General features: G+C 52.0%; 22 protein-coding genes, 1 tRNA gene and 1 pseudogene. 21 read left to right on the top strand and 3 right to left on the bottom strand.

Annotated elements, in window-relative coordinates; translation table 11 throughout:
• Positions 1-6: 6 nt before the first annotated feature.
• Positions 7-456, bottom strand: a complete 450-nt coding sequence (locus ACA047_RS27800; RefSeq protein ID WP_497354922.1) for a carboxypeptidase regulatory-like domain-containing protein — start codon at positions 454-456, stop codon at positions 7-9.
• Positions 457-847: 391 nt separating this feature from the next.
• Here ACA047_RS27800 and ACA047_RS27805 point away from each other — a divergent pair, with 391 nt between their 5' ends.
• From ACA047_RS27805 to ACA047_RS27905, 21 genes are all read left to right on the top strand, one after another.
• Entirely contained in the window at positions 848-1,621 is a 774-nt protein-coding gene (locus ACA047_RS27805; RefSeq protein WP_497354923.1) for an ABC transporter ATP-binding protein, read from the top strand.
• 13 nt (positions 1,622-1,634) lie between these two features.
• Positions 1,635-2,390, top strand: coding sequence for an ABC transporter substrate-binding protein (locus tag ACA047_RS27810; RefSeq protein ID WP_497354924.1), 756 nt, complete (start codon positions 1,635-1,637; stop codon positions 2,388-2,390).
• Between the two features lie 78 nt (positions 2,391-2,468).
• A complete protein-coding gene (locus tag ACA047_RS27815; protein WP_497354925.1) occupies positions 2,469-3,164 on the top strand; it encodes an ABC transporter permease in 696 nt (231 codons plus the stop codon).
• A complete protein-coding gene (locus ACA047_RS27820) occupies positions 3,161-3,850 on the top strand; it encodes an ABC transporter permease (RefSeq protein ID WP_497354926.1) in 690 nt (229 codons plus the stop codon). The genes ACA047_RS27815 and ACA047_RS27820 overlap by 4 nt, the downstream gene beginning before the upstream one ends.
• Entirely contained in the window at positions 3,831-5,060 is a 1,230-nt protein-coding gene (locus tag ACA047_RS27825; RefSeq protein WP_497354927.1) for a methyltransferase, read from the top strand. Before ACA047_RS27820 ends, ACA047_RS27825 begins: the two co-directional genes overlap by 20 nt.
• 334 nt (positions 5,061-5,394) lie before the next feature.
• Entirely contained in the window at positions 5,395-6,219 is an 825-nt protein-coding gene (locus tag ACA047_RS27830; protein WP_497354928.1) for an FkbM family methyltransferase, read from the top strand.
• Between the two features lie 75 nt (positions 6,220-6,294).
• Positions 6,295-6,370, top strand: a tRNA-Thr gene (locus ACA047_RS27835).
• Positions 6,371-6,541: 171 nt separating this feature from the next.
• On the top strand, positions 6,542-7,876 hold the full coding sequence (locus ACA047_RS27840; protein WP_497354929.1) for a tyrosine-type recombinase/integrase: 1,335 nt from the start codon (positions 6,542-6,544) through the stop codon (positions 7,874-7,876).
• Position 7,877: 1 nt separating this feature from the next.
• A complete protein-coding gene (locus tag ACA047_RS27845) occupies positions 7,878-8,207 on the top strand; it encodes a hypothetical protein (protein ID WP_497354930.1) in 330 nt (109 codons plus the stop codon).
• 897 nt (positions 8,208-9,104) lie between these two features.
• Positions 9,105-10,085: an integrase domain-containing protein gene (locus ACA047_RS27850; RefSeq protein ID WP_497354931.1), complete on the top strand. Its 981-nt coding sequence runs from the start codon at positions 9,105-9,107 to the stop codon at positions 10,083-10,085.
• Positions 10,082-10,390 carry a hypothetical protein gene (locus ACA047_RS27855; RefSeq protein WP_497354932.1) on the top strand — a complete coding sequence of 103 codons (309 nt, stop codon included), beginning with the start codon at positions 10,082-10,084 and terminating at the stop codon, positions 10,388-10,390. Before ACA047_RS27850 ends, ACA047_RS27855 begins: the two co-directional genes overlap by 4 nt.
• Positions 10,391-10,735: 345 nt before the next feature.
• A complete protein-coding gene (locus tag ACA047_RS27860) occupies positions 10,736-11,464 on the top strand; it encodes an SDR family NAD(P)-dependent oxidoreductase (protein ID WP_497354933.1) in 729 nt (242 codons plus the stop codon).
• 26 nt (positions 11,465-11,490) lie between these two features.
• The gene (locus ACA047_RS27865; protein ID WP_424083799.1) at positions 11,491-12,204 is read left to right on the top strand and encodes an SDR family NAD(P)-dependent oxidoreductase; all 714 of its coding nucleotides are present in this window, start codon (positions 11,491-11,493) and stop codon (positions 12,202-12,204) included.
• Between the two features lie 23 nt (positions 12,205-12,227).
• On the top strand, positions 12,228-13,271 hold the full coding sequence (locus tag ACA047_RS27870) for a Gfo/Idh/MocA family protein (RefSeq protein WP_497354934.1): 1,044 nt from the start codon (positions 12,228-12,230) through the stop codon (positions 13,269-13,271).
• A complete protein-coding gene (locus ACA047_RS27875) occupies positions 13,252-14,262 on the top strand; it encodes a zinc-dependent alcohol dehydrogenase (RefSeq protein ID WP_497354935.1) in 1,011 nt (336 codons plus the stop codon). The genes ACA047_RS27870 and ACA047_RS27875 overlap by 20 nt, the downstream gene beginning before the upstream one ends.
• A gap of 20 nt (positions 14,263-14,282) precedes the next feature.
• Positions 14,283-15,062, top strand: coding sequence for a thiamine pyrophosphate-binding protein (locus ACA047_RS27880; RefSeq protein WP_497354936.1), 780 nt, complete (start codon positions 14,283-14,285; stop codon positions 15,060-15,062).
• A 26-nt stretch (positions 15,063-15,088) separates the two neighbouring features.
• Positions 15,089-16,015 carry a transketolase family protein gene (locus tag ACA047_RS27885; RefSeq protein WP_497354937.1) on the top strand — a complete coding sequence of 309 codons (927 nt, stop codon included), beginning with the start codon at positions 15,089-15,091 and terminating at the stop codon, positions 16,013-16,015.
• 3 nt (positions 16,016-16,018) lie between these two features.
• On the top strand, positions 16,019-16,840 hold the full coding sequence (locus tag ACA047_RS27890) for a sugar phosphate isomerase/epimerase family protein (RefSeq protein ID WP_497354939.1): 822 nt from the start codon (positions 16,019-16,021) through the stop codon (positions 16,838-16,840).
• A gap of 3 nt (positions 16,841-16,843) precedes the next feature.
• A complete protein-coding gene (locus tag ACA047_RS27895; protein WP_497354941.1) occupies positions 16,844-17,638 on the top strand; it encodes an SDR family NAD(P)-dependent oxidoreductase in 795 nt (264 codons plus the stop codon).
• 2 nt (positions 17,639-17,640) lie between these two features.
• Positions 17,641-18,084 (top strand): HIT family protein, encoded by a 444-nt coding sequence (locus tag ACA047_RS27900; RefSeq protein ID WP_497354943.1) that lies wholly within the window; start codon positions 17,641-17,643, stop codon positions 18,082-18,084.
• A gap of 614 nt (positions 18,085-18,698) precedes the next feature.
• Entirely contained in the window at positions 18,699-18,977 is a 279-nt protein-coding gene (locus tag ACA047_RS27905; RefSeq protein ID WP_497354945.1) for a DUF3077 domain-containing protein, read from the top strand.
• 72 nt (positions 18,978-19,049) lie between these two features.
• On the opposite strand, the gene ACA047_RS27910 is transcribed toward ACA047_RS27905, so the two are convergent.
• The gene (locus tag ACA047_RS27910; protein ID WP_497354947.1) at positions 19,050-19,334 is read right to left on the bottom strand and encodes a helix-turn-helix domain-containing protein; all 285 of its coding nucleotides are present in this window, start codon (positions 19,332-19,334) and stop codon (positions 19,050-19,052) included.
• A pseudogene (locus ACA047_RS27915) lies at positions 19,324-19,640 on the bottom strand (transcriptional regulator). Before ACA047_RS27915 ends, ACA047_RS27910 begins: the two are co-directional and overlap by 11 nt.
• Between the last annotated feature and the right edge of the window lie 33 nt (positions 19,641-19,673).

A 19,673-nucleotide genomic window follows, 5' to 3' on the forward strand; every position in this document is an offset into this window, starting at 1 on the left:
GGCCGGTTATTCGTCACTGTTCCAATGGAACACCAGTTTGCGTGCGGCCCCGCTGCCTACCTCGGCGGTGTCGCGGCGCTCCTCACCTTTGCGGGTCGCCACTACGGTGTACTTGCCCGGCGGCAGTTGCACATAAACCAGCGGCCCGGCCTCGCTCAGCGTCAGCAGCGTTTGCCCCGACGCGCTCTGGACGATCACATCCACATCCGGGACGTATTTGTTTTGCGGGCCAATCGCGAAGGTCATGTGCAGGTTGTAGCCTTGGGCCTGCCCGATGGCCCGGGCCTCATCTTCGCCAATACCACCGGACAAATAGGTGATGCCGTTCTGCTGCAGTGGCTGGACCTGCACGCCTGTGTTGTCTATCGGGGCGAGGTTGGTGGCGTTGAGCGTAATGGGGAATAGCAGTGCGCCGATGGCGATAAAAGGCAGCAACAATTGCTGGAGGGACTTCATGATAGAAACTCCCGCGTTCTGGAAAAAACCTATCGTGGCTTCTTTTTGATTACCAATCACCCGTACGGGTTTAGATCGATTGGAAGTTGGGGCGACTGCGGATCGCAATAGGCACGCTCATCCGATTAACCCTTCCAACCCCCGCCCAAAGCTGGCAACATCGCGCCTTTTTTTACGCGACTCCCCGGGATTTTTACCGGTAAACAGGGATCAAACGGCCGTTCGGTTGTTGATGGCGCGACAGTCTGCTGTGCCGATGCGACAACCTGCCACACATCACCGGTTTACCACCCGTAGCGCTGTTGGCTGCCATTCGGACGCTATGCTAGCTTGGCCGCCTCGCCAAGGAAGGCCGCCAACAGCAAGGGAGCACACACCATGAGGACCGCACATGGCCCAGGCCACGCCCGCGCTTGAAATCCGCAACTTGCACAAACGCTACGGACAGCTGGAGGTGCTCAAAGGCGTCTCGCTGAGCGCCCGCGACGGCGATGTGATCTCGATCCTGGGCTCCTCCGGTTCCGGCAAGTCTACGTTTCTGCGCTGCATCAACCTGCTGGAAAACCCCAACCAGGGCCAGATCCTGGTGGCCGGCGAAGAGCTCAAGCTCAAGGCCGCAAAAAACGGTGAACTGGTGGCCGCTGACGGCAAACAGATCAACCGCATCCGCAGCGAGATCGGTTTTGTGTTTCAAAACTTTAACCTCTGGCCGCACATGAGCGTGCTCGATAACATCATCGAAGCCCCGCGCCGAGTGCTCGGCCAGAGCAAGGCCGAAGCCGTCGAAGTGGCCGAAGCCCTGCTAGCCAAGGTCGGCATCGCCGACAAGCGCCACGCCTACCCGGCCGAACTGTCCGGCGGCCAGCAACAACGTGCGGCCATCGCCCGCACACTGGCGATGCAGCCCAAAGTGATTCTGTTTGACGAACCCACATCTGCCCTTGACCCGGAAATGGTCCAGGAAGTACTTAGTGTAATCCGCGCACTGGCCGAAGAAGGTCGCACGATGCTGCTGGTCACCCACGAAATGGGTTTCGCCCGTCAGGTTTCCAGTGAAGTGGTGTTCCTCCATCAGGGCCTGGTGGAGGAGCAAGGGTCGCCACAGCAGGTCTTCGAAAACCCGCTTTCGGCACGCTGCAAACAATTTATGTCTAGCAACCGTTAACGGAGCAGTACTTATGCAGACCTACAAGAAGTTTCTCCTGGCCGCTCTCGCCAGCCTGGTGTTCTCGGCCAGCGCCATGGCGGCCGACAAACTGAAGATGGGCATCGAAGCGGCCTATCCACCGTTCAACAATAAAGATGCCAGCGGCAACGTGGTCGGCTTCGACAAAGACATCGGCGATGCCCTGTGCGCCAAGATGAAAGTCGAGTGCGAAGTGATCACCTCCGACTGGGACGGCATCATCCCGGCCCTGAACGCCAAGAAGTTCGACTTCCTGATCTCTTCGCTGTCGATCACCAACGAGCGTAAGGAGGCCGTGGACTTCACTGACCCGTACTACTCCAACAAGCTGCAATTCATTGCGCCGAAAAACGTCGAATTCAAAACCGATAAAGACTCGCTCAAAGGCAAGATCATCGGTGCACAACGCGCCACCCTGGCCGGCAGCTGGCTGGAAGACCTGCAAGACAGCGACATCACCCTCAAGCTCTACGACACCCAGGAAAACGCCTACCTGGACCTGACCTCCGGTCGCGTTGACGCGATCCTGGCGGACAAATACGTGAACTACGACTGGCTGAAAACCGAGGCCGGTAAAAGCTACGAGTTCAAGGGCGATCCCGTGGTGGAAAGCGACAAAATCGGCATTGCCGTACGCAAGGGTGACACCGACCTGCGCGACAAGCTGAACGCCGCGCTGAAAGAAATCCTTGCCGACGGCACCTATAAAAAAATCAACGACAAGTACTTCCCGTTCAACATCTATTGATGCTGACGTGCCTGGCCGGTGCCGCTCCCCCGCAGCACCGGCCCTTAGCAAAGCCTGCCGCGATATGAACACATACCCATGATGATCGATCTCTACGGATTCGGCCCGGCGCTTGCCGCTGGCGCACTGATGACCGTCAAACTGGCGCTCTCGTCCTTGTGCCTGGGGCTGGTGCTCGGCCTGCTCGGCGCCTTGGCCAAGACGTCCCCATACAAGCCATTGCAATGGCTTGGCGGCACCTATTCGACCCTGGTTCGCGGCATCCCGGAATTGCTTTGGGTGCTGCTGATCTACTTCGGCACCGTCAACCTGATGCGGGCGTTGGGCGAGTACTTCGGCAACCCCGACCTTGCCCTCAATGCCTTCGCCGCCGGCGTCATCGCCCTGGGCCTGTGCTTTGGCGCCTACGCCACGGAAGTGTTTCGCGGCGCGATCCTGGCAATCCCCAAGGGCCATCGTGAAGCCGGCGTAGCCCTGGGCCTGTCGAAGTGGCGGATCTTCACCAAGTTGATCATGCCGCAAATGTGGCGCATCGCCCTGCCCGGCCTGGGCAATCTGTTCATGATCCTGATGAAAGACACGGCGCTGGTCTCGGTGATCGGCCTGGAAGAAATCATGCGCCACGCGCAAATCGGTGTGACCGTGTCCAAGCAACCGTTCACCTTCTATATGGTGGCCGCGTTCATGTACCTGGGCCTGACGGTACTCGCCATGGCCGGCATGCACCTGCTGGAACGACGCGCCGCTCGCGGCTTTACCAGGAGCACCCAATGAACTGGGAAGTCATCATCAAGTGGCTGCCGAAACTGGCCCAAGGCGCAACCCTGACCCTGGAGCTGGTGGCCATCGCCGTGATCGCCGGCCTGCTGCTGGCGATCCCCTTGGGCATCGCCCGTTCTTCACGCCTGTGGTACGTGCGGGCGGTGCCCTACGCCTACATCTTCTTTTTCCGCGGTACGCCGTTACTGGTTCAGCTGTTCCTGGTCTATTACGGCCTGGCGCAGTTCGATGCCGTGCGCAGCAGCGCGTTGTGGCCGTACCTGCGGGACCCGTTCTGGTGCGCCACAGCCACCATGACCTTGCACACCGCCGCCTACATCGCCGAGATCCTGCGCGGCGCGATCCAGGCCATTCCACGTGGCGAGGTCGAAGCCGCACGGGCCCTGGGCATGTCCCGGCCCAAGGCACTGTTCTACATCATCCTGCCCCGCGCCGCGCGCATCGGCCTGCCGGCCTACAGCAACGAAGTCATCCTGATGCTCAAGGCCAGCGCCCTGGCGAGCACCGTGACCCTGTTGGAACTCACCGGCATGGCCCGGACCATCATTGCCCGGACCTACCTGCCGGTGGAGATCTTTTTCGCGGCCGGCATGTTCTACCTGCTGATGGCGTTCCTGTTGGTACAGGGCTTCAAGCAGCTGGAGCGCTGGTTGCGCGTCGATGCCTGCCAAGGGCGCTGAAACCGGCGTGCTGACGGGCGAGGCGTTACTCGCCCGTTTCACAGAGCTCGATACTTTTCTCACGGCGCACCAGGCGTTGTGGAAACCGCGTCCATTCACCCATCTGCAACTGCCATGGGAAACGTCCTACCCGGAACTGGCCCAATGGCTACGCCAGCGTTCGCTGGAAGATGCGGAGAACGACCATCATCAGCCCTGGCTGATTGAAAATGCGCCAGCACCCTTTCCAGAGCTGGCGGCTGTTTCCCACGCATTGAGCGCCGTCGCACAATTGCCGGCCAGGATGCTCGAGGCGCCAGCCCATCGCCTCAACGTCGACGTTCCGGGGCGCAAATGGCAGCAGATCGAAGCCTTCGCCAGTTGCCTGCACTTCGCCACGCAACCGACCCACTGGCTCGACTGGTGCGCCGGCAAAGGCCACCTCGGCCGACGCCTGCTGCACGACGCCCAACGCCTGACCTGCCTGGAATACGACCCGGCCCTGGTTGCCAGCGGCCAACAACTGAGCCAACACCATCACCTGCCCGCCACGCACCTGCGACAAGACGTGCTGGCGGCAGACACAGCCCAGACGATTCACCCTAACCACACACCGGTGGCCCTGCACGCCTGCGGCGACCTGCATGTGCGACTGATGCAACTGGCCAGCACCGCAGGCTGCGCGCAACTGGCTATCGCGCCGTGCTGCTACAACCGCATCAGCGCTGAACGCTATCAACCGCTGTCCGACACCGCTAAAAGCTCCGGCCTACAACTGTCACTCGACGATCTGGGCCTGCCGTTGACCGAAACCGTCACCGCCGGCGCACGTGTGCGAAGGCAACGGGACCAATCCATGGCCCGGCGCCTGGGTTTCGACCTGCTGCAACGGCACGTCCGAGGGCGCGACGACTACCTGCCCACCCCTTCGTTGCCCAGCGCCTGGCTGGAAAAAACCTTCGCCCAATACTGCACCGATCTGGCAGCCCTGAAAGACTTATCCACAGTCGGCTCGCCTGATTGGGTCGCGCTGGAAGCGGCGGGCTATCAACGCCTGGCCGAGGTGCGCAACCTGGAACTGGTACGAGGCCTGTTCCGACGGCCGCTGGAACTTTGGCTGGTATTGGATCGAGCGCTTTTTCTCACTGACAAAGGCTACGACGTTCGCCTCGGCACCTTCTGCGAAACACCACTGACGCCGCGAAATCTGATGTTGCTGGCAGAGCGTTAACGAGGCGAAACACCCTGTGGATAACTCTGTTGATGAAATTTGCCTGAGTCCAAGAAATCCGCGATTTTCTGAGCCATTAAAAGCTGATCATTTTTTGTTCATATGGATAAAAAACCATTAAAACAGACATTTGCGAGCAACCGAGAAAGCTGTCACAAAATCGAAAAATACCGCCCGCCTCAACCTACCTGTTGTGCATAAGCGCGTAAACAAAACGACATAACCGCCGAATTCAGTGCTGCCCCGTGCCAACAATTGCATCCATCGCGCCCGTGATATACAACAGCCAAACGTATCGTTATTGACACAATGTCGACACACTCAAGGGCTGGCCGTGACGTTCATTTCCTACGCACAAAACTTCGAAGACATACGCCTGTGGCGCGCCCTTCAAACAGTGGAAAACGGCTTTTACCTCGACGTCGGCGCCAACCATCCGACCGATGATTCCGTCACCCGGGCCTTCTACGACCAAGGCTGGCGCGGCATCAATATAGAACCGGTGCAGGCCTACTACGACGCGCTCAGCCAACAACGCCCCAACGACATCAACCTGCAATGCGTAGCCGGCGAAAACGCCGACAGCCTGACCTTCTACACCATCGCCAACACAGGCCTGTCCACCGTCGAAGCCAGCGTCGCCCAACAGCACCGCGACGCCGGCTTGGACGTGCGCAACCAGACCGTCCAATCCCGCACCCTGGCCTCCATCTGCGAGCAATACGCCCAAGACCGGCCCATCCACTTCCTGAAAATCGACGTCGAAGGCCACGAAGAAACCGTGCTGCGCGGCATGGATTTCACCCGCTGGCGCCCCTGGATCATCCTCATCGAAACCCCATGGGCCCGCGACCAGACCTGGGAAACCCTCGTCACCGACGCCGGCTACCAGTCCATCCTGTTCGACGGCCTCAACACCTTCTACCTCGCCGAAGAACACCTGGCCCTCAAACCCGCCTTCGATCTCCCGCCGTGCAACCTCGACGGCTTCCAGTTCTGCAAAGGCCACAGATTCAGCCACCCCGAAGACGACACCGCCCCCCAACTCACCGCCGCCCTGCAACGCGCCGAACAGGCCGAAGCCCAACTCCACGCCCTGCAAAACAGCCGCACTTGGCGAGCCCTGCACAAACTGCGAAACCTCCTACGCCGCGCCTGAGCTGGACCCGCGCAAAAATAGTCAGAATTCAGGGGTTTACAGAACTCACCCAATCGCTATAATCGTCGCCCACACGCCGGTATAGCTCAGTTGGTAGAGCAACTGACTTGTAATCAGTAGGTCCCGGGTTCGACTCCTGGTGCCGGCACCATACAAAGCTCCAGAGAAGGCTTTCAAAATCTCTAGAACCCCCGAAAACCCGCCTTCTGGCGGGTTTTTTCGTTTTGGCATTCCATCGGTTTCCGTCAGAAACTGGTGGATTCCAACCGTTTTAGGGGTAGAGTTTGGGATACAGGTCACTTCGATAAAAGGGAGTACCCTTATGTCGCGCACCACAGCTCCACTCTCCGACGCAGCTTGCCGCTTGGCAAAACCTACAGACCGCGCCTACAAGCTTTTCGACGGCGATGGCCTCTATCTCCTAGTCCAACCCAATGGCCGCAAAGGCTGGCGGCTCCGTTACGTCAAACCTGACGGACGCGAAGGACTGACCTCGTTCGGCAACTATCCCGTCATTGGCCTCGCCGACGCGCGCCGCAAGCGCTTGGAGGTCAAGCGAATGCTGGCGGATGGCATTGATCCCATAGAGACCAAGTACCAAGCCAAGGCGGAAGCCGTGATCAAAGGCAGAACCTTTGAAAGCGTTGCGCTGGACTGGCACACGGAAATGTCGGCCAAGTGGGCACCAGGCCACTCCAAGACGGTGATGAGTCGCCTCAAAACCCACGTGTTCCCGCTGATCGGCGCCCGCGCCATTGTTGACCTCGACACTCATGACCTAATGCAGCCCTTGGAAGCGATCAAAAAGCGCGGAACGATAGACGTAGCTTTAAGGGTACAAAACTACCTGCAGAGCATCATGCGCGAGGCAAAACGCCTCCGACTTATCACCGCCAACCCTGCTTACGACCTCGAAGGCTTGATCAAAGCCCCGCGCGTGGTCCATCGCCCCGCTCTACCCTTATCGCGACTGCCGGAACTGCAGGAGCGAATCGACACCTATAAAGGCCGGGCACTTACTCGTCTGACGGTGATGCTGTCACTGCATGTGTTTGTACGATCCAGCGAGCTGCGTTTCGCCCGCTGGACCGAGTTCGACCTCAAGCGCGGCACCTGGGAAATACCGGACACTCGACCCGCGTTGGAGGGAGTACCCTTTTCCACAAGGGGTACGAAGATGACAGGGGATATCCATTTAGTACCCTTATCGCCGCAAGCCGTGGCCCTGCTTGAACAGATCCACGCCCTCACCGGTAAATTCGACCTGGTGTTTGCAGGCGATGCCAAGCCCTGGAAGCCCATGTCCGAAAATACCGTGAACAACGCCTTACGGACGATGGGATACGACACCAAAACCGATATCTGCGGACATGGGTTTCGTTCGATGGCCTGCAGCGCACTGGTCGAGTCAGGCTTGTGGTCGGAGACCGCCATTGAACGGCAGATGAGCCATAAGGAGCGCAACAACGTCCGTGCCGCTTACATCCACAAGGCCGAGTTCATCGAGGAGCGTAGGCTGATCATGAACTGGTGGAGTCGGTATCTGGAGGCCAGCCGGCAGGAGCATGTTAGCCCACACGAATTCGCCAACCAGATTGGGGTTAACGTTACTCGGATGAAGGCGAAGTCTGGCACTGGCGCAGAAAGGAAGAATTGACATGGATATCTCAACCGCACAAAGCATCAAGCTCGCCATCGTGTCGGCAACCGGACTGTCAAAAGACGCGTTGCATATCTATTTGGGCATGGCGATCTATTTAACGTTGATCATCGGCATCCGACGATTCAGGCCATACCTTGGCTGGCTGGTTGTTTTCATCATTGCGTGTGCAGGCGAGTGGGTAGATCGGCGAGACGATATTGGAAGCTTCGGATACTGGCGCTGGCAGGCAAGCGCTCACGACGTTCTCAACACGCTGTTTTGGCCGACGGTGCTAACACTGCTTTGGCTTTTAAAGTGCCGCAGCAAAGTAAGCGTACATCCGTAAGACATTCGCAATCTGCTCTGCCACGCGGGTCCATCCAAACAGGGCTGCAAAGCCGCCCTGTTTGGATGGACCTCACTTAAAAAATCTAAAGCCCATGCAACCGTCTGTGGAAAACCACAGATTTCCACCGGTGGATAATTTCATCCACCGCCGCAGAACTCCGGAAAATTCGAGCTTGACCCGAATTATCCACAGGCGTAGAAAAGATCGGGCAAAGCGCTGTCGTTGATAGCAACCAGGTAGCCAGAACCTTTAAGGCTACGCCACACCGTGGTGGTTCTCCCAAAGTGCGATTAGCGTCCGGCGGTTCGCACGGTCACAGCGATGTGATGGATGCCTACTTTTACCAGCGTGCCCACTGCGGCAACTCATTCCCTTTCATAGCTGCCCTGCAGCAACCTATCCGCTTGGCCATTCCCGTGCGCCAAACTGCGCCCGTCTCTTTCTCCCGGAAAGAGACGGGCGCTCCTACCACTGCTGCAGCCCACCTCGTACAAGGCATTGCGGCATTTCCCCTCGTGACAATCGGCGTGACAAACACCAAAAAGTCACCAGCAACAGCGATGCAGATGATGGTGCCGCAGCCTACAGAATGGACTGCACCTGACTGACAGTCAGGCATGCCCCGGTCATCGCATCGCTGCATTCACCCGGCTCAGGATCTCGCGGCATTGGTCTCGTCAGCCAGTGCAGCCTCCCCCCGCCCACTTTCTCGGAAGTGTTCAGGAGGCCAGATCATGAGATGCCCAAGCTCCAGGTCGTAAGGAGCCGTCATTCCCGCGTTAGTGGACAACCCTCACAGGTCGCAGGGGCCTTGATCCCTGATAACACTCAACATTCTTGGCGGGATGACGTGGGGAAGTTTTCAAAAGTGTTGGCTTCGAGAGGAGTTCGATCATGGCATTGGTCGGTAGACGAGACGGGCGAAATTTTGGATGGGGTCGGCAACTGAGCTATGCCGGGCCGCAGGCATTGAAGAACATGTTCGGCGGCGGACACTACGGTACGGTCAAGGCGCACAGTGATCGCTGGCAGGCTTTCGTGCGCTGGTGTCGTTCGGATGATGGGCCGGGCTTTAACGATGCGCGGCAGATTAATCGGCAGACCTTACTGGATTACGCAGGACATCTACGTCAGCAGGTTGAACAAGACGCTATCGGCATCGCCACCGCGCAAAATCGGTTGTCTAGTGTGAACCGAACCATGGCCGCCCTTCGCGGTGATCAGTATGTGAAGGTGTCGAGTCCGAGCAAGACGCTGGGAATGCCGCGCACATCCGTTCGCACCGTGGCACCTCAAGGCCAAGACCGCGAACATGTGAAGCGGATGGTCGAGGTGCTTTGCGAACATCAGCAGCCGCGCGTTGCGGCCATCGTTCAGTTAGCGCGAGCCACCGGCATGCGCTTGCGCGAGGCCATTTTGGCTGACCTACCACGCCTAAAAAGTGAAGCCAAACAATACGGCAAGATCAACATCCAGGACGGCACCAAAGGTGGCCGCTCGGGAGCCTCGGCCCCTCGTTGGATTACAGTAGATGATCACATCAGCGACGCACTGACATTCGCCCTTCAAGTCTCGCCGAATGGTAGCCGCAATCTGCTTGCAGCAAATGAATGCTACCTCGATTTCCAACAGCTAATCGTTCGGCCCGCACGGGAAATTCTCAATACGCACAACCTCAAGGGCTTCCACGAATTGCGGGCGACCTATGCGTGCGAACGCTATGAGCAAATCACCCAGCATCCTGCGCCCGTCAACGGTGGCAATTGCTACCAACTTGATCATCACCTCGATCAGGAAGCCCGAGCACAAATCAGCTATGAGCTGGGCCACGGTCGTATCGACGTGGTGTCGGCTTACATTGGTGGCCGCGCATGAGAACGGCATTCGATATGGAGCTGTTCCTCGCAGGAGTCCTGACCGGATCGCACGCTACTCGGCAGCGTCACCTTCGCCAGGCAAAGGCAATCCAAGCAGCTATCGCTGAGCGCTGGCAGCGTGACAATTTATGGAATTGGAAGAGAAAACACCTTGCGTGGTTTTTGAATCACCACCTAATGCACCGCACTGAATTGACGCGTTATTACTATGTGCTGACCGTGCGCCTACTCACTCATCGCTTAGGAAAAAATTGGCAATTCAGCGTGTCAGAATATGTGAGAAAGCACATCAAACAGAGCTGAGCCATACAAAATATCCGGGACATCTAAGGCTCTCATTCAGTTGGTCTGGCAGCGACGAGGACATAGGTTCGCGGCATTCGCAATGCTTACCCAGACGGACTAGCGCACTAGAACGTACACCACCTTCTAATAATATATAACAATAAGCACGCCCTCTTTATTCTCTGAGCTTATAAAAATCAAAAAAACCTAGTTAAATCAATCAATGATTGGATCCAATTCCGGCGTTGACAATTTAGCCTCGCACCGTCAAGAATATAAACACACACGAGAAATCATACAGCCAAATAGATAGCTAGCTATCTCTTCAACTAGTATCTCTCATGCTTACAGGAATGTTCGGCTATGAAAGTTGCCCTTATTACGGGCGGAACAAGAGGTATCGGTTTCGCCATCGTCAAACTGCTTGCACTTGAAGACAATTTAATAGTCGTCACTTGCGGCACCAAAGCGCAGTCTAAAGTTCAGCTTCCTGAGCGCGTTGAATATGTTCAATGCGATATATCTTGCTTAAAATCAGTTACAGCAATGATTAAGCAGGTGATTGATAAGCACTCCAAAATAGACATACTCGTCAACAATGCCGGTATTTCTCACATCAAGCCTGATGGGCGATTTCTGATTGAAGATATTCAAGAGGAGACCTGGCATCAAGTCATCAACACGAACTTGTCCGGCGCATTCTACACCTGCAAACAAGTGATTCCTCATATGAAAAGGAATCACTATGGACGAATCATAAATATCTCCTCAGCCTCTGCCAGATTTGGAGGAGTACTCGCCTCCGTTGACTACATCTCGTCAAAAGCGGGGCTTATTGGTTTAACTAAAGGGCTCGCTTACGAATTAAGGGGGTGTGGCATTACAGTTAATGCTGTAGCACCCGGCCGGATAGATACAGATATGATATCAGACGCCGACCTAAGCGACGAATGGGCTAAAAACCATGTCCCTCTCGGCAGACTTGGTAAGGGAGAAGATATTGCAGGGACCGTCCTATTTTTAATCTCCAAGCATGCTGATTATGTGCATGGAGCAACACTTGACTGCAATGGAGGGTGGATCATAACTTAGTTTATTAATCCTCAAGAGGTGCATATATGTCCAGCAGAGTTATTGTCGTCAGCGGCGGAACGAGGGGGATCGGCTTAGCAATTTCAGAGAGACACGCTATAGCCGGCGATACTGTTTTTTCACTGTGCTTAAACCCTGAAAAACAAAACAAGACGCATGCAAATATCCACGTAATAAAGTGCGATGTTCGTGATTTAAGAGTAGTTAATGACTGTATAGATCGAATACTTTTAGAAGTAGGAAAGATTGACGCCCTTGTGAATTGTGCCGGAATCCAGCAACCGCCATCTGAGGGTTTAGAATATATTGATCAGGACGATTGGAGAAATGTCCTCGCCACCAATCTCGATGGCGTCTTCCACTTGTGCAAAGCAGTAATACCCTCTATGAAAGGCAGGCGCCAAGGCGTGATTATCAATATGGCGTCCGTGGCAGCCACCGACGGATACCCAATGGCTAGCGCTTATGCGACTTCCAAGAGTGCTCTGATTGGTCTGACGAAGTCCCTGGCGAAGGAGCTTGCGACGTACAACGTCCGGGTTAATGCGATCATGCCTAGCCTTACCCTCACAGATGCTGCCTTGGGCCTGCCTGCCGAAACTTTAGAGCGACTTGTAAATCTAGTTCCTTTAGGAAGGATTGCCCTGCCTGAAGATATCGCTGGCGTCGAATTCTTTTTATCCAGTTCTGACGCTAATTACATCACAGGTGAGCTATTCAGAGTTGCCGGTGGAAGATAAATCTAGCCAGGAGGAATCGACCCATGTTGAACATCGGTATCGTTGGTCGTAATCACGGAATGAAACATCTGAATAACATACAGCGCTATCACTCCAATAAAGCCATGGTAAAAGCTCTAACTTACAAAAATATGTCGAAATTTTCAGATATTGAAAGCGGAATTAGGACATACGATAGCTATAAAAAAATGATTCGCGAGGCCGACTTAGATGCATTGATCCTGGCCGGCCCGCACAATTTAACTAAAGAGATCATAGAGTTTAGCGCAGAAAAAATAAAATTTTTCTTAATTGAAAAACCAGTAGCTTACGACTCGGCAGAAATCACAAAGATAAAGGAAATTCTTAATGAATATAACTGTACAGCATTAATAGGTCATCACCGAAGGTTCTCGCCAAAGATGCAGGAGCTCAAGCGAATAATCGCTTCAGGCGTTATAGGCAACGTCATATCTTTTGATTCACTATGGTGCATTAAAAAAAACGATGACTATTTCAAGAATGTAGAAAGCAATTGGAGAATTCATGCAAATCAAGGTGGTGGTCCTTTAGCAATAAATGGCATACACGAGATAGATACCGTCAGGTTCCTCTTTGGTGAGATAGGTCTAACCAAGGCTATCCTAGGCCAAACTAACAGACATTTAGCCATCGAAGAAAATATTACTGCGATTTTTAAGCTAAATAACGGGATTATCGGAACTCTTTTAATAGGAGACAATATTCCATCACCGTTTAGCTACGAAAAAACGATGAATGAAAACCATGCATTCCCTAAGAGTAATGTGGATTTTCTAAAAATTTTTGGCGACAAAGGTGCCATTACTTTTCCCAGTTTAACTTTATACTCGTATGAAGGCTCAGGGGACTGGCACTCTAAGTTTTCGGCGAAACTTGTTAATTCCGAAGCGCTCTGCGAGGATCCGCTTAAACTGGAAATGGATCATTTTATCAGAGTAATTGAGGGTAAAGAAACGCCCTTGGTCAATATAGACGACGCACTGAGGAATATGGTCGTTGTAGATAAAATAAAACAGGAGGTTAACAATGAAAGCGCTAATTTATAATGGAGAACGGATCATTTACCAAGATGATGATCTGTGCGATGCTGAATATTATCCGCGCCCTATTAGGATAAAAATTAAGTTAGCAGGTATTTGCTCGACTGATCTGAAAATCGTTGATGGTAAGTACTATAACAAAACCTTGTTAAAACTCAACGGGATCCTTGGTCATGAAGGTTGTGGGCACGTTGTTCAAGCTGCTCCAGATAGTCTCTTCAAGAATGGAGATCATGTGGTGTTTGAGACAGTTTTCCCCTGCCACAAATGTGATTCATGTATACAAAGTCTCACCAATTACTGTAGCAACTGGCGGCATATCGGTATAAATGCCAACGGTACATTTTGTGAGTACTTGACCGTTGACGAGTCAATGGCTCACAAAATATCGAAAGACATCCCTCCCGAAATCAGTGTTCTCACTGAGCCGCTTTCTATTGCGCTGAATTCCATGGCCAACATCTTTGAAGGGCTTCGAGCTGAGATATTGACGGTCGCTGTCATAGGTCCAGGCATCCTAGGGCTTCTGCATACCCTTCTGTTGGCGGAAAACGGCCACTCGGTAGATGTGTTTGGCCTGAGCAGCGACGATCAACGTCTCGAAAAAGCACTCAGCCTCGGCGCGAGAAACACCTTCATAGCGGACACCAATCCGGCAGGACTGCACCATTACGATCTCGTCATTGACTCTAGCGACACCAGTTCTGGCTTAGCGTTCGCACTAAATCTCTGTAAACCTGGTGGACATCTCAGAATCCTGAATCTTTCGACAGAGAAGGGTATCAGCGCCTCTGATATCGTTAAAAGCGGGTGCCGAATATCGACGAGCAAAGGCATTCACCACAATCATATGGTAGCGGCATGTAACTACCTAGAAACTAGTGGTCATAAGCTCACTGGACTGACGACAAACTTATTTAGCCCGAACGAATATCAACAAGCATTCAATTTTGCCCGGGATAAGAGAGGCGTTAAATCAGCATTCAACTTCAATTGAAAAAAGCGGAGGGATTTCATATGCTTGGCCGAATTGAAAAAGATATCCGTTATCAGATTTTCAAACTATGCCACGAAGCGGGAGGTGGACATATTGCCTCTTCGCTATCAATGGTGGAAATTTTATGGTCTATCTTTTCCACTCACTACAAACCACCACATGATAGATTTTTACTAAGCTCCTGCCAAGGTGCGTTAGCTCTATATTGCGTGCAACACACATTAAAAACGCCAGATTTTAAACTTACTGATTTTTTAAAGGAAGGCTCAAATTTAACAATGTTCCCTAATACAGACCTACCATTTTCAGACATGACTTCTGGCTCTCTCGGCCATGGAATTTCAATGGCTGTTGGAATGGGCCTGCACAAAAAATTTAACGCAGTCGTAGGGGATACGCTATATGTGGTTGTAGGTGACGGCGAACTTGATGAAGGAAGTAATTGGGAGGGCATCATGGCTGCCGCCCATTTCTCGATCAGCAATCTCATCATCATTATTAACTACAATAAAGTACAAATTGACGGTACTACAGCCTCGGTAATGAATATCGAGCCTTTGATTGACAAGCTAACTTCATTTGGATGCAACGTATTCAGTGTGGATGGACATAATACAAAAGAGATCATTGATACTATAACTTCCATCAAGCAAAAAAATACTGAAGGTCCTTCTGTGCTGATCGCTCATACGATTAAAGGGCACGGCATCAGCTTTTGCGCAAAAGATCTCAGCTGGCACTATAGAGTTCCGACCAAATTGGAATTGGATTTTGTAAAACAAGAATTGGATTTTCACTGAACATTATAAATTTAGGAAGCGCACAGATGAGGGATTTGAGAGATATCATCAATAACTATATTATTTTAAACGCCGAAATCTCGGATATTTACGTTGTGGCCGTAGACTCGGCTATCTCTTCAAATCTTCACGTTTTCAAGAGCCGACTGGGGCATCGTTTTATCGACGTAGGAGTGGCTGAACAAAACGCCTTCGATGTCGCTTCTGGACTTGCCCGAGAAGGGGCAACGGTATTTGTGTTTGGAATTTCTACCTTTTTATTGTACCGAGCGTATGAACAGTTTCGCTCAATAATTTGCGAAAACAAGCTCAAGATTATATTTGTTGGTCTTTGGTGTGGCCTCTATTACTCCGACCAAGGATATACACACTTACAAATAGACGACATTAACGTCACCCGATCACTACCGAACCTAAACATATATTCGCCTTACAGTGTTCCCAGTGCGGAGCGCTGCCTTGAAGATGCGCTTGAGTATATGGGTCCGTCATATTTAAGAATTGAGAATCCGCTCCCCGATGGCGATTATCTCGACGACTATATGGCCTTTGACTATTCCACACTCAACGACTCCAAGGCGCTAGCGATACTCGCGACAGGCCAGTCGGTGAAACGAAGTTTATTAGCCTCAAAAAATATTAATTCGACTCTAAAACTTGATATCCCAGTATATCCATTGAGCAACTTGGACGTTAAGCGCTTGCAGTCACAAACTCAAGCGTATTTGGGCAGTTACCAACACCTGCTGATCGTAGAAGAGCACTTGGCTTTCTGCGGAGTAGGGGCCTATATAGGTTTTCTGTCAGCCGCGAGACAGTCCGGTAGCCGAATACATTGCTTGGGGGTTGGTGATCCGATTGTCCGAAATCAAACCTATGACCGGGCTTTAGAATTTCACACACTTAATACACCTGGCATTATAAAAAAATGTTTTGAGATATTGGAGGTTTAACCGATGAAAATTTATATTAACGAAGGTAGTTTCGGATTTGATATGTCGCCGTTGGAAAAAATAGACCTGATATCCAATTCGCAATTTTCTGGAATTGGTTTTTGGTTCGAAAAGCTTGATCTTTGGTTTCATCAGGCAAATGCAGACCCTCAGGAGCTAAAATCTCTATTGCAGACAAAAAATGTCGACGTAATTGAGATTAACTTCTTAAGATGTCTTTTTACTCATGACTATGAGAATCCTAAATTGCAACATGAAATTTCGAGAGGTATTTATTATGCGAAGCTATTCGGGGCGCCCTTTCTCACGGCTGCGACATTTGGAGAAGATCTTCAACCGTCTCTTTACCGAGAGAACATCAGTAAGTTAGCAGAAAAGCTAGAGCAGGAGGGCCTTTCCCTAGCAATCGAATTCCTACCTTGGACGGAGATTCCCTCAATCACAAAGTTACAGGAGTTAATTGCCGTTGTTGACCGAGATAATGTAGGCATCCTTTTAGATACCTATCATTTCTTTATGGGGGACCCGGACTTGGACGCGCTTAAGAGGATACCACCGGAAAAAATCTTTCTAATCCATGGCAATGACCTACTTAGAGACACCGATCTTTTTTCAAAGCTATCATTGATCGAAATAACCCGCGGCTATCGAGTAGCACCTGGACTGGGCGACTTTCCTCTTAATCAGTTTTTTAAAACTCTTCGGGAAATGGGTGTAAACGCTCCAGTCAGTCTGGAGGTATTGAACAAGGACTCAGCATCACAGTACCACATTGAATCCGTGCTTAATTCTTATACTTCAACATTGCACCAGATAGGAGCATAAGTCATGCATTCAGAACACTTTACCGCAGTGGTAACGGGTGCGGGAGGTACAATTGGCACATGCATATCCTCCCATTTGGCAGGTCTGGGTTATAATTTAGTAATCATTGATACTCACAAAAACAATCTGGATGCTCTTCAATCGAAGATCCAAAGAGAATACCCTGAAAGTCAAGTCCTTGCACTAACCGTTAACATCACTTCACCCCAAGAAGTGATACAAGCGTCACGGGTGCTCCAAAATAGATTTAAGGGTATTGACGTACTGATCAATAACGCGGGTATTTCTCCAAAGCTATCCAATGGCATGCGAATACCGGCCCTGAGTATCGATGATGATGAGTGGGACCTCGTAATGGAAACTAATTTAAAAAGTGTTTTTTTGATGTGTAAATATTTCTTCGATATGCTCAAACGCGATAAAGGGAAAATTGTAAATATTGCCTCCATGATGGGGGTCACTGGCTCTGGCGTTGACACTAACCAAATATTTCCCTATAGCGTATCAGCAGCACACTACAGTGCATCAAAAGCTGGCGTGATAAATTTGACAAAGTCATTGGCGCGAGAATTCAGCGAATCGAATGTCCCGGTCTACGCTATTGCTCCCGGTGCGGTTTCTGGTGGGATGGGCAAATTCGACGAAAGCTTCATCAAAAACCTGAAGGAGCAAATACCCAGTCATCAGCTTGGCACCCCTGAAGAAATTGTGAACACTCTCAATTTTTTGCTTACCTCCGGCATGAGCTTGACCGGGCAGACCTTGCACGTTAATCATGGATGGTTCATGGGAGGGTAGTCATGTCAGCGCAAAAAATTTACTCGGGAAAATACATCGAAATCTCTCACTGTCGAGACTGTGAAATTCCTGGCTATATGATAATTTCGTTTAAACGGACCGTATCTAAACTCGGGGAGCTCAGCTCGGCTGAAGGTACAGAATTGATGAATGGTTTAGCGTTTGCGGAACGGGCCTTACAAAGTGCTTTCTCTCCTGAAAAGATATACATAATGCGTATTTCTGAGTTAAATCCTGAACTGCATTTCCATGTTTTTCCAAGATACGCGTCTGTGACCAAATTATATTTGGTGGAACACAATGAACCTACTATTGATGGTCCTTCTTTTTTCAGCTGGGCTCGGAAGCGGTTTAGCCGTTCAGTGAACGAGCCTAGCCAAGAGATGTTGGATGCTCAGTCAATACTCACGGAAGCCCTTGACGCTTACTTTTCACGGCCTTTGTAATCATATGCAATCACCCTAAACCGGGGAATTATTGGAGCGATATGAGCCCTGCTACCTCATAAAATACGTGCTGTATTAGGATAATCGTAGAGGTATATTTTTTTTGAAACAGCCATAATTTTTTGCAAAACAGACAGTTATTTTTCTATTCGACTCCTGGTGCCATACAAAACAAAGCCCTTACAGAAATGCAGGGGCTTTGTTGTTTTTGGGGTCACCACTTTTTGTCCACACACTGGACCCCGTGGGAGCGAGCCTGCTCGCGATGAGTAGATCACCGAAATATCTGCTCTCTTCCTATCCGGCTGAATCTCACCAAGCCACCACCTCGCCACGATTGCACCCTCCCTACCCGACCGCTACTCTCCAACGGTCGCTGCAAATTCAGCGACCGGGCGTAGGAAACCCGAAGTAATCAAGGCGCAGCAGCAGCGCCCCGCTTACTATTGCAGGCGCTTTTTTTGTGTCTGCGATAATGCTTTATGGCGGCTGTGCGCGGGACACCTTCGGGTGTGCCGGGTACCTTGATTCCCGGTTTTCCTACCCCGTGCACGGCCGCCACCCAATCCCGTAGGAAAGGACGGTTGCGGCTCTCACAGTCAAGGAGCCAGACAATGCCAAACCTGCAAGACCTCAAAACCCCAGGCCTAACCCCCTTCTCCATCCACTCCGACCGTCCACTCTTGCGCGTCAACAGCGGCGTCCCCATCGGCGAAGCGCTGTCCCATGCCTCCGACCTGCTCCATGTCGCCAAGCTGTTGGCCGAGGACGCGGCGATGATTCGCGGTACGGATCGGTATGCCTGGGCGTCGTGTTATCTCCAGGACATAAGCAAAGCGGTGATTGATGATGTGATGAAGGTGCTGGAGGCGCCGGGGAATATGCCAACTTAGGCCGGCGGGAGGTCCAATGCTGCTCACTTGAGCGGGGCAACATTGGACGCGTTATAAGTTGTCAGGGGTGGGTCAAACCGCCTGCAAATCACGCAGGGCTTCAGGATGCTGAGTCGCGATTCGCAACAATGTTTGCGCGGCTCCCGTTGGCTGTCGGCGCCCCTGCTCCCAATCCTGCAACGTTCGCAAACTGACTCCAAGCAGTTTGGCGAATGCATTTTGAGAAATGCCCACTTTTGCTCGAGCTTCGGCGGCAGCTGACAGAGGCACTTCTGTCACACGAGCCGTTTTACCGGCTTTCATTTGACGTACAGAATCCAACAAGTCTTGCTGGAACTGCTCCAGTTCATTGACCATTGCTGATTTCCTCCTTCAGTTGCTTGAGGAAGGCTGCGGGTAGATTGTCGAATTTCGCCTTGGTATAGGCGATCAGCAACCAAATAGAGCCTTCGGCAAGCGTGTTGTAATAAATGACACGTGTTCCACCTCGTTTGCCCATCCCGCTGCGGGACCAACGTACCTTTCGCAAGCCTCCACTACCAGGAACTACGTCGCCGACCAGCGGATTGGCCGCCAGCCAAACAAAAATTCATGACGTTCGCCATCGTCCCAGATGAATTCAGCATAACGCTTGAAAATTTCGGTTTCGATAATCGTGTTCATGAGGAGGCTATACGGCGTCGACGTATAAACGGG

It is taken from the genome of Pseudomonas sp. LBUM1664 (assembly GCF_059695895.1).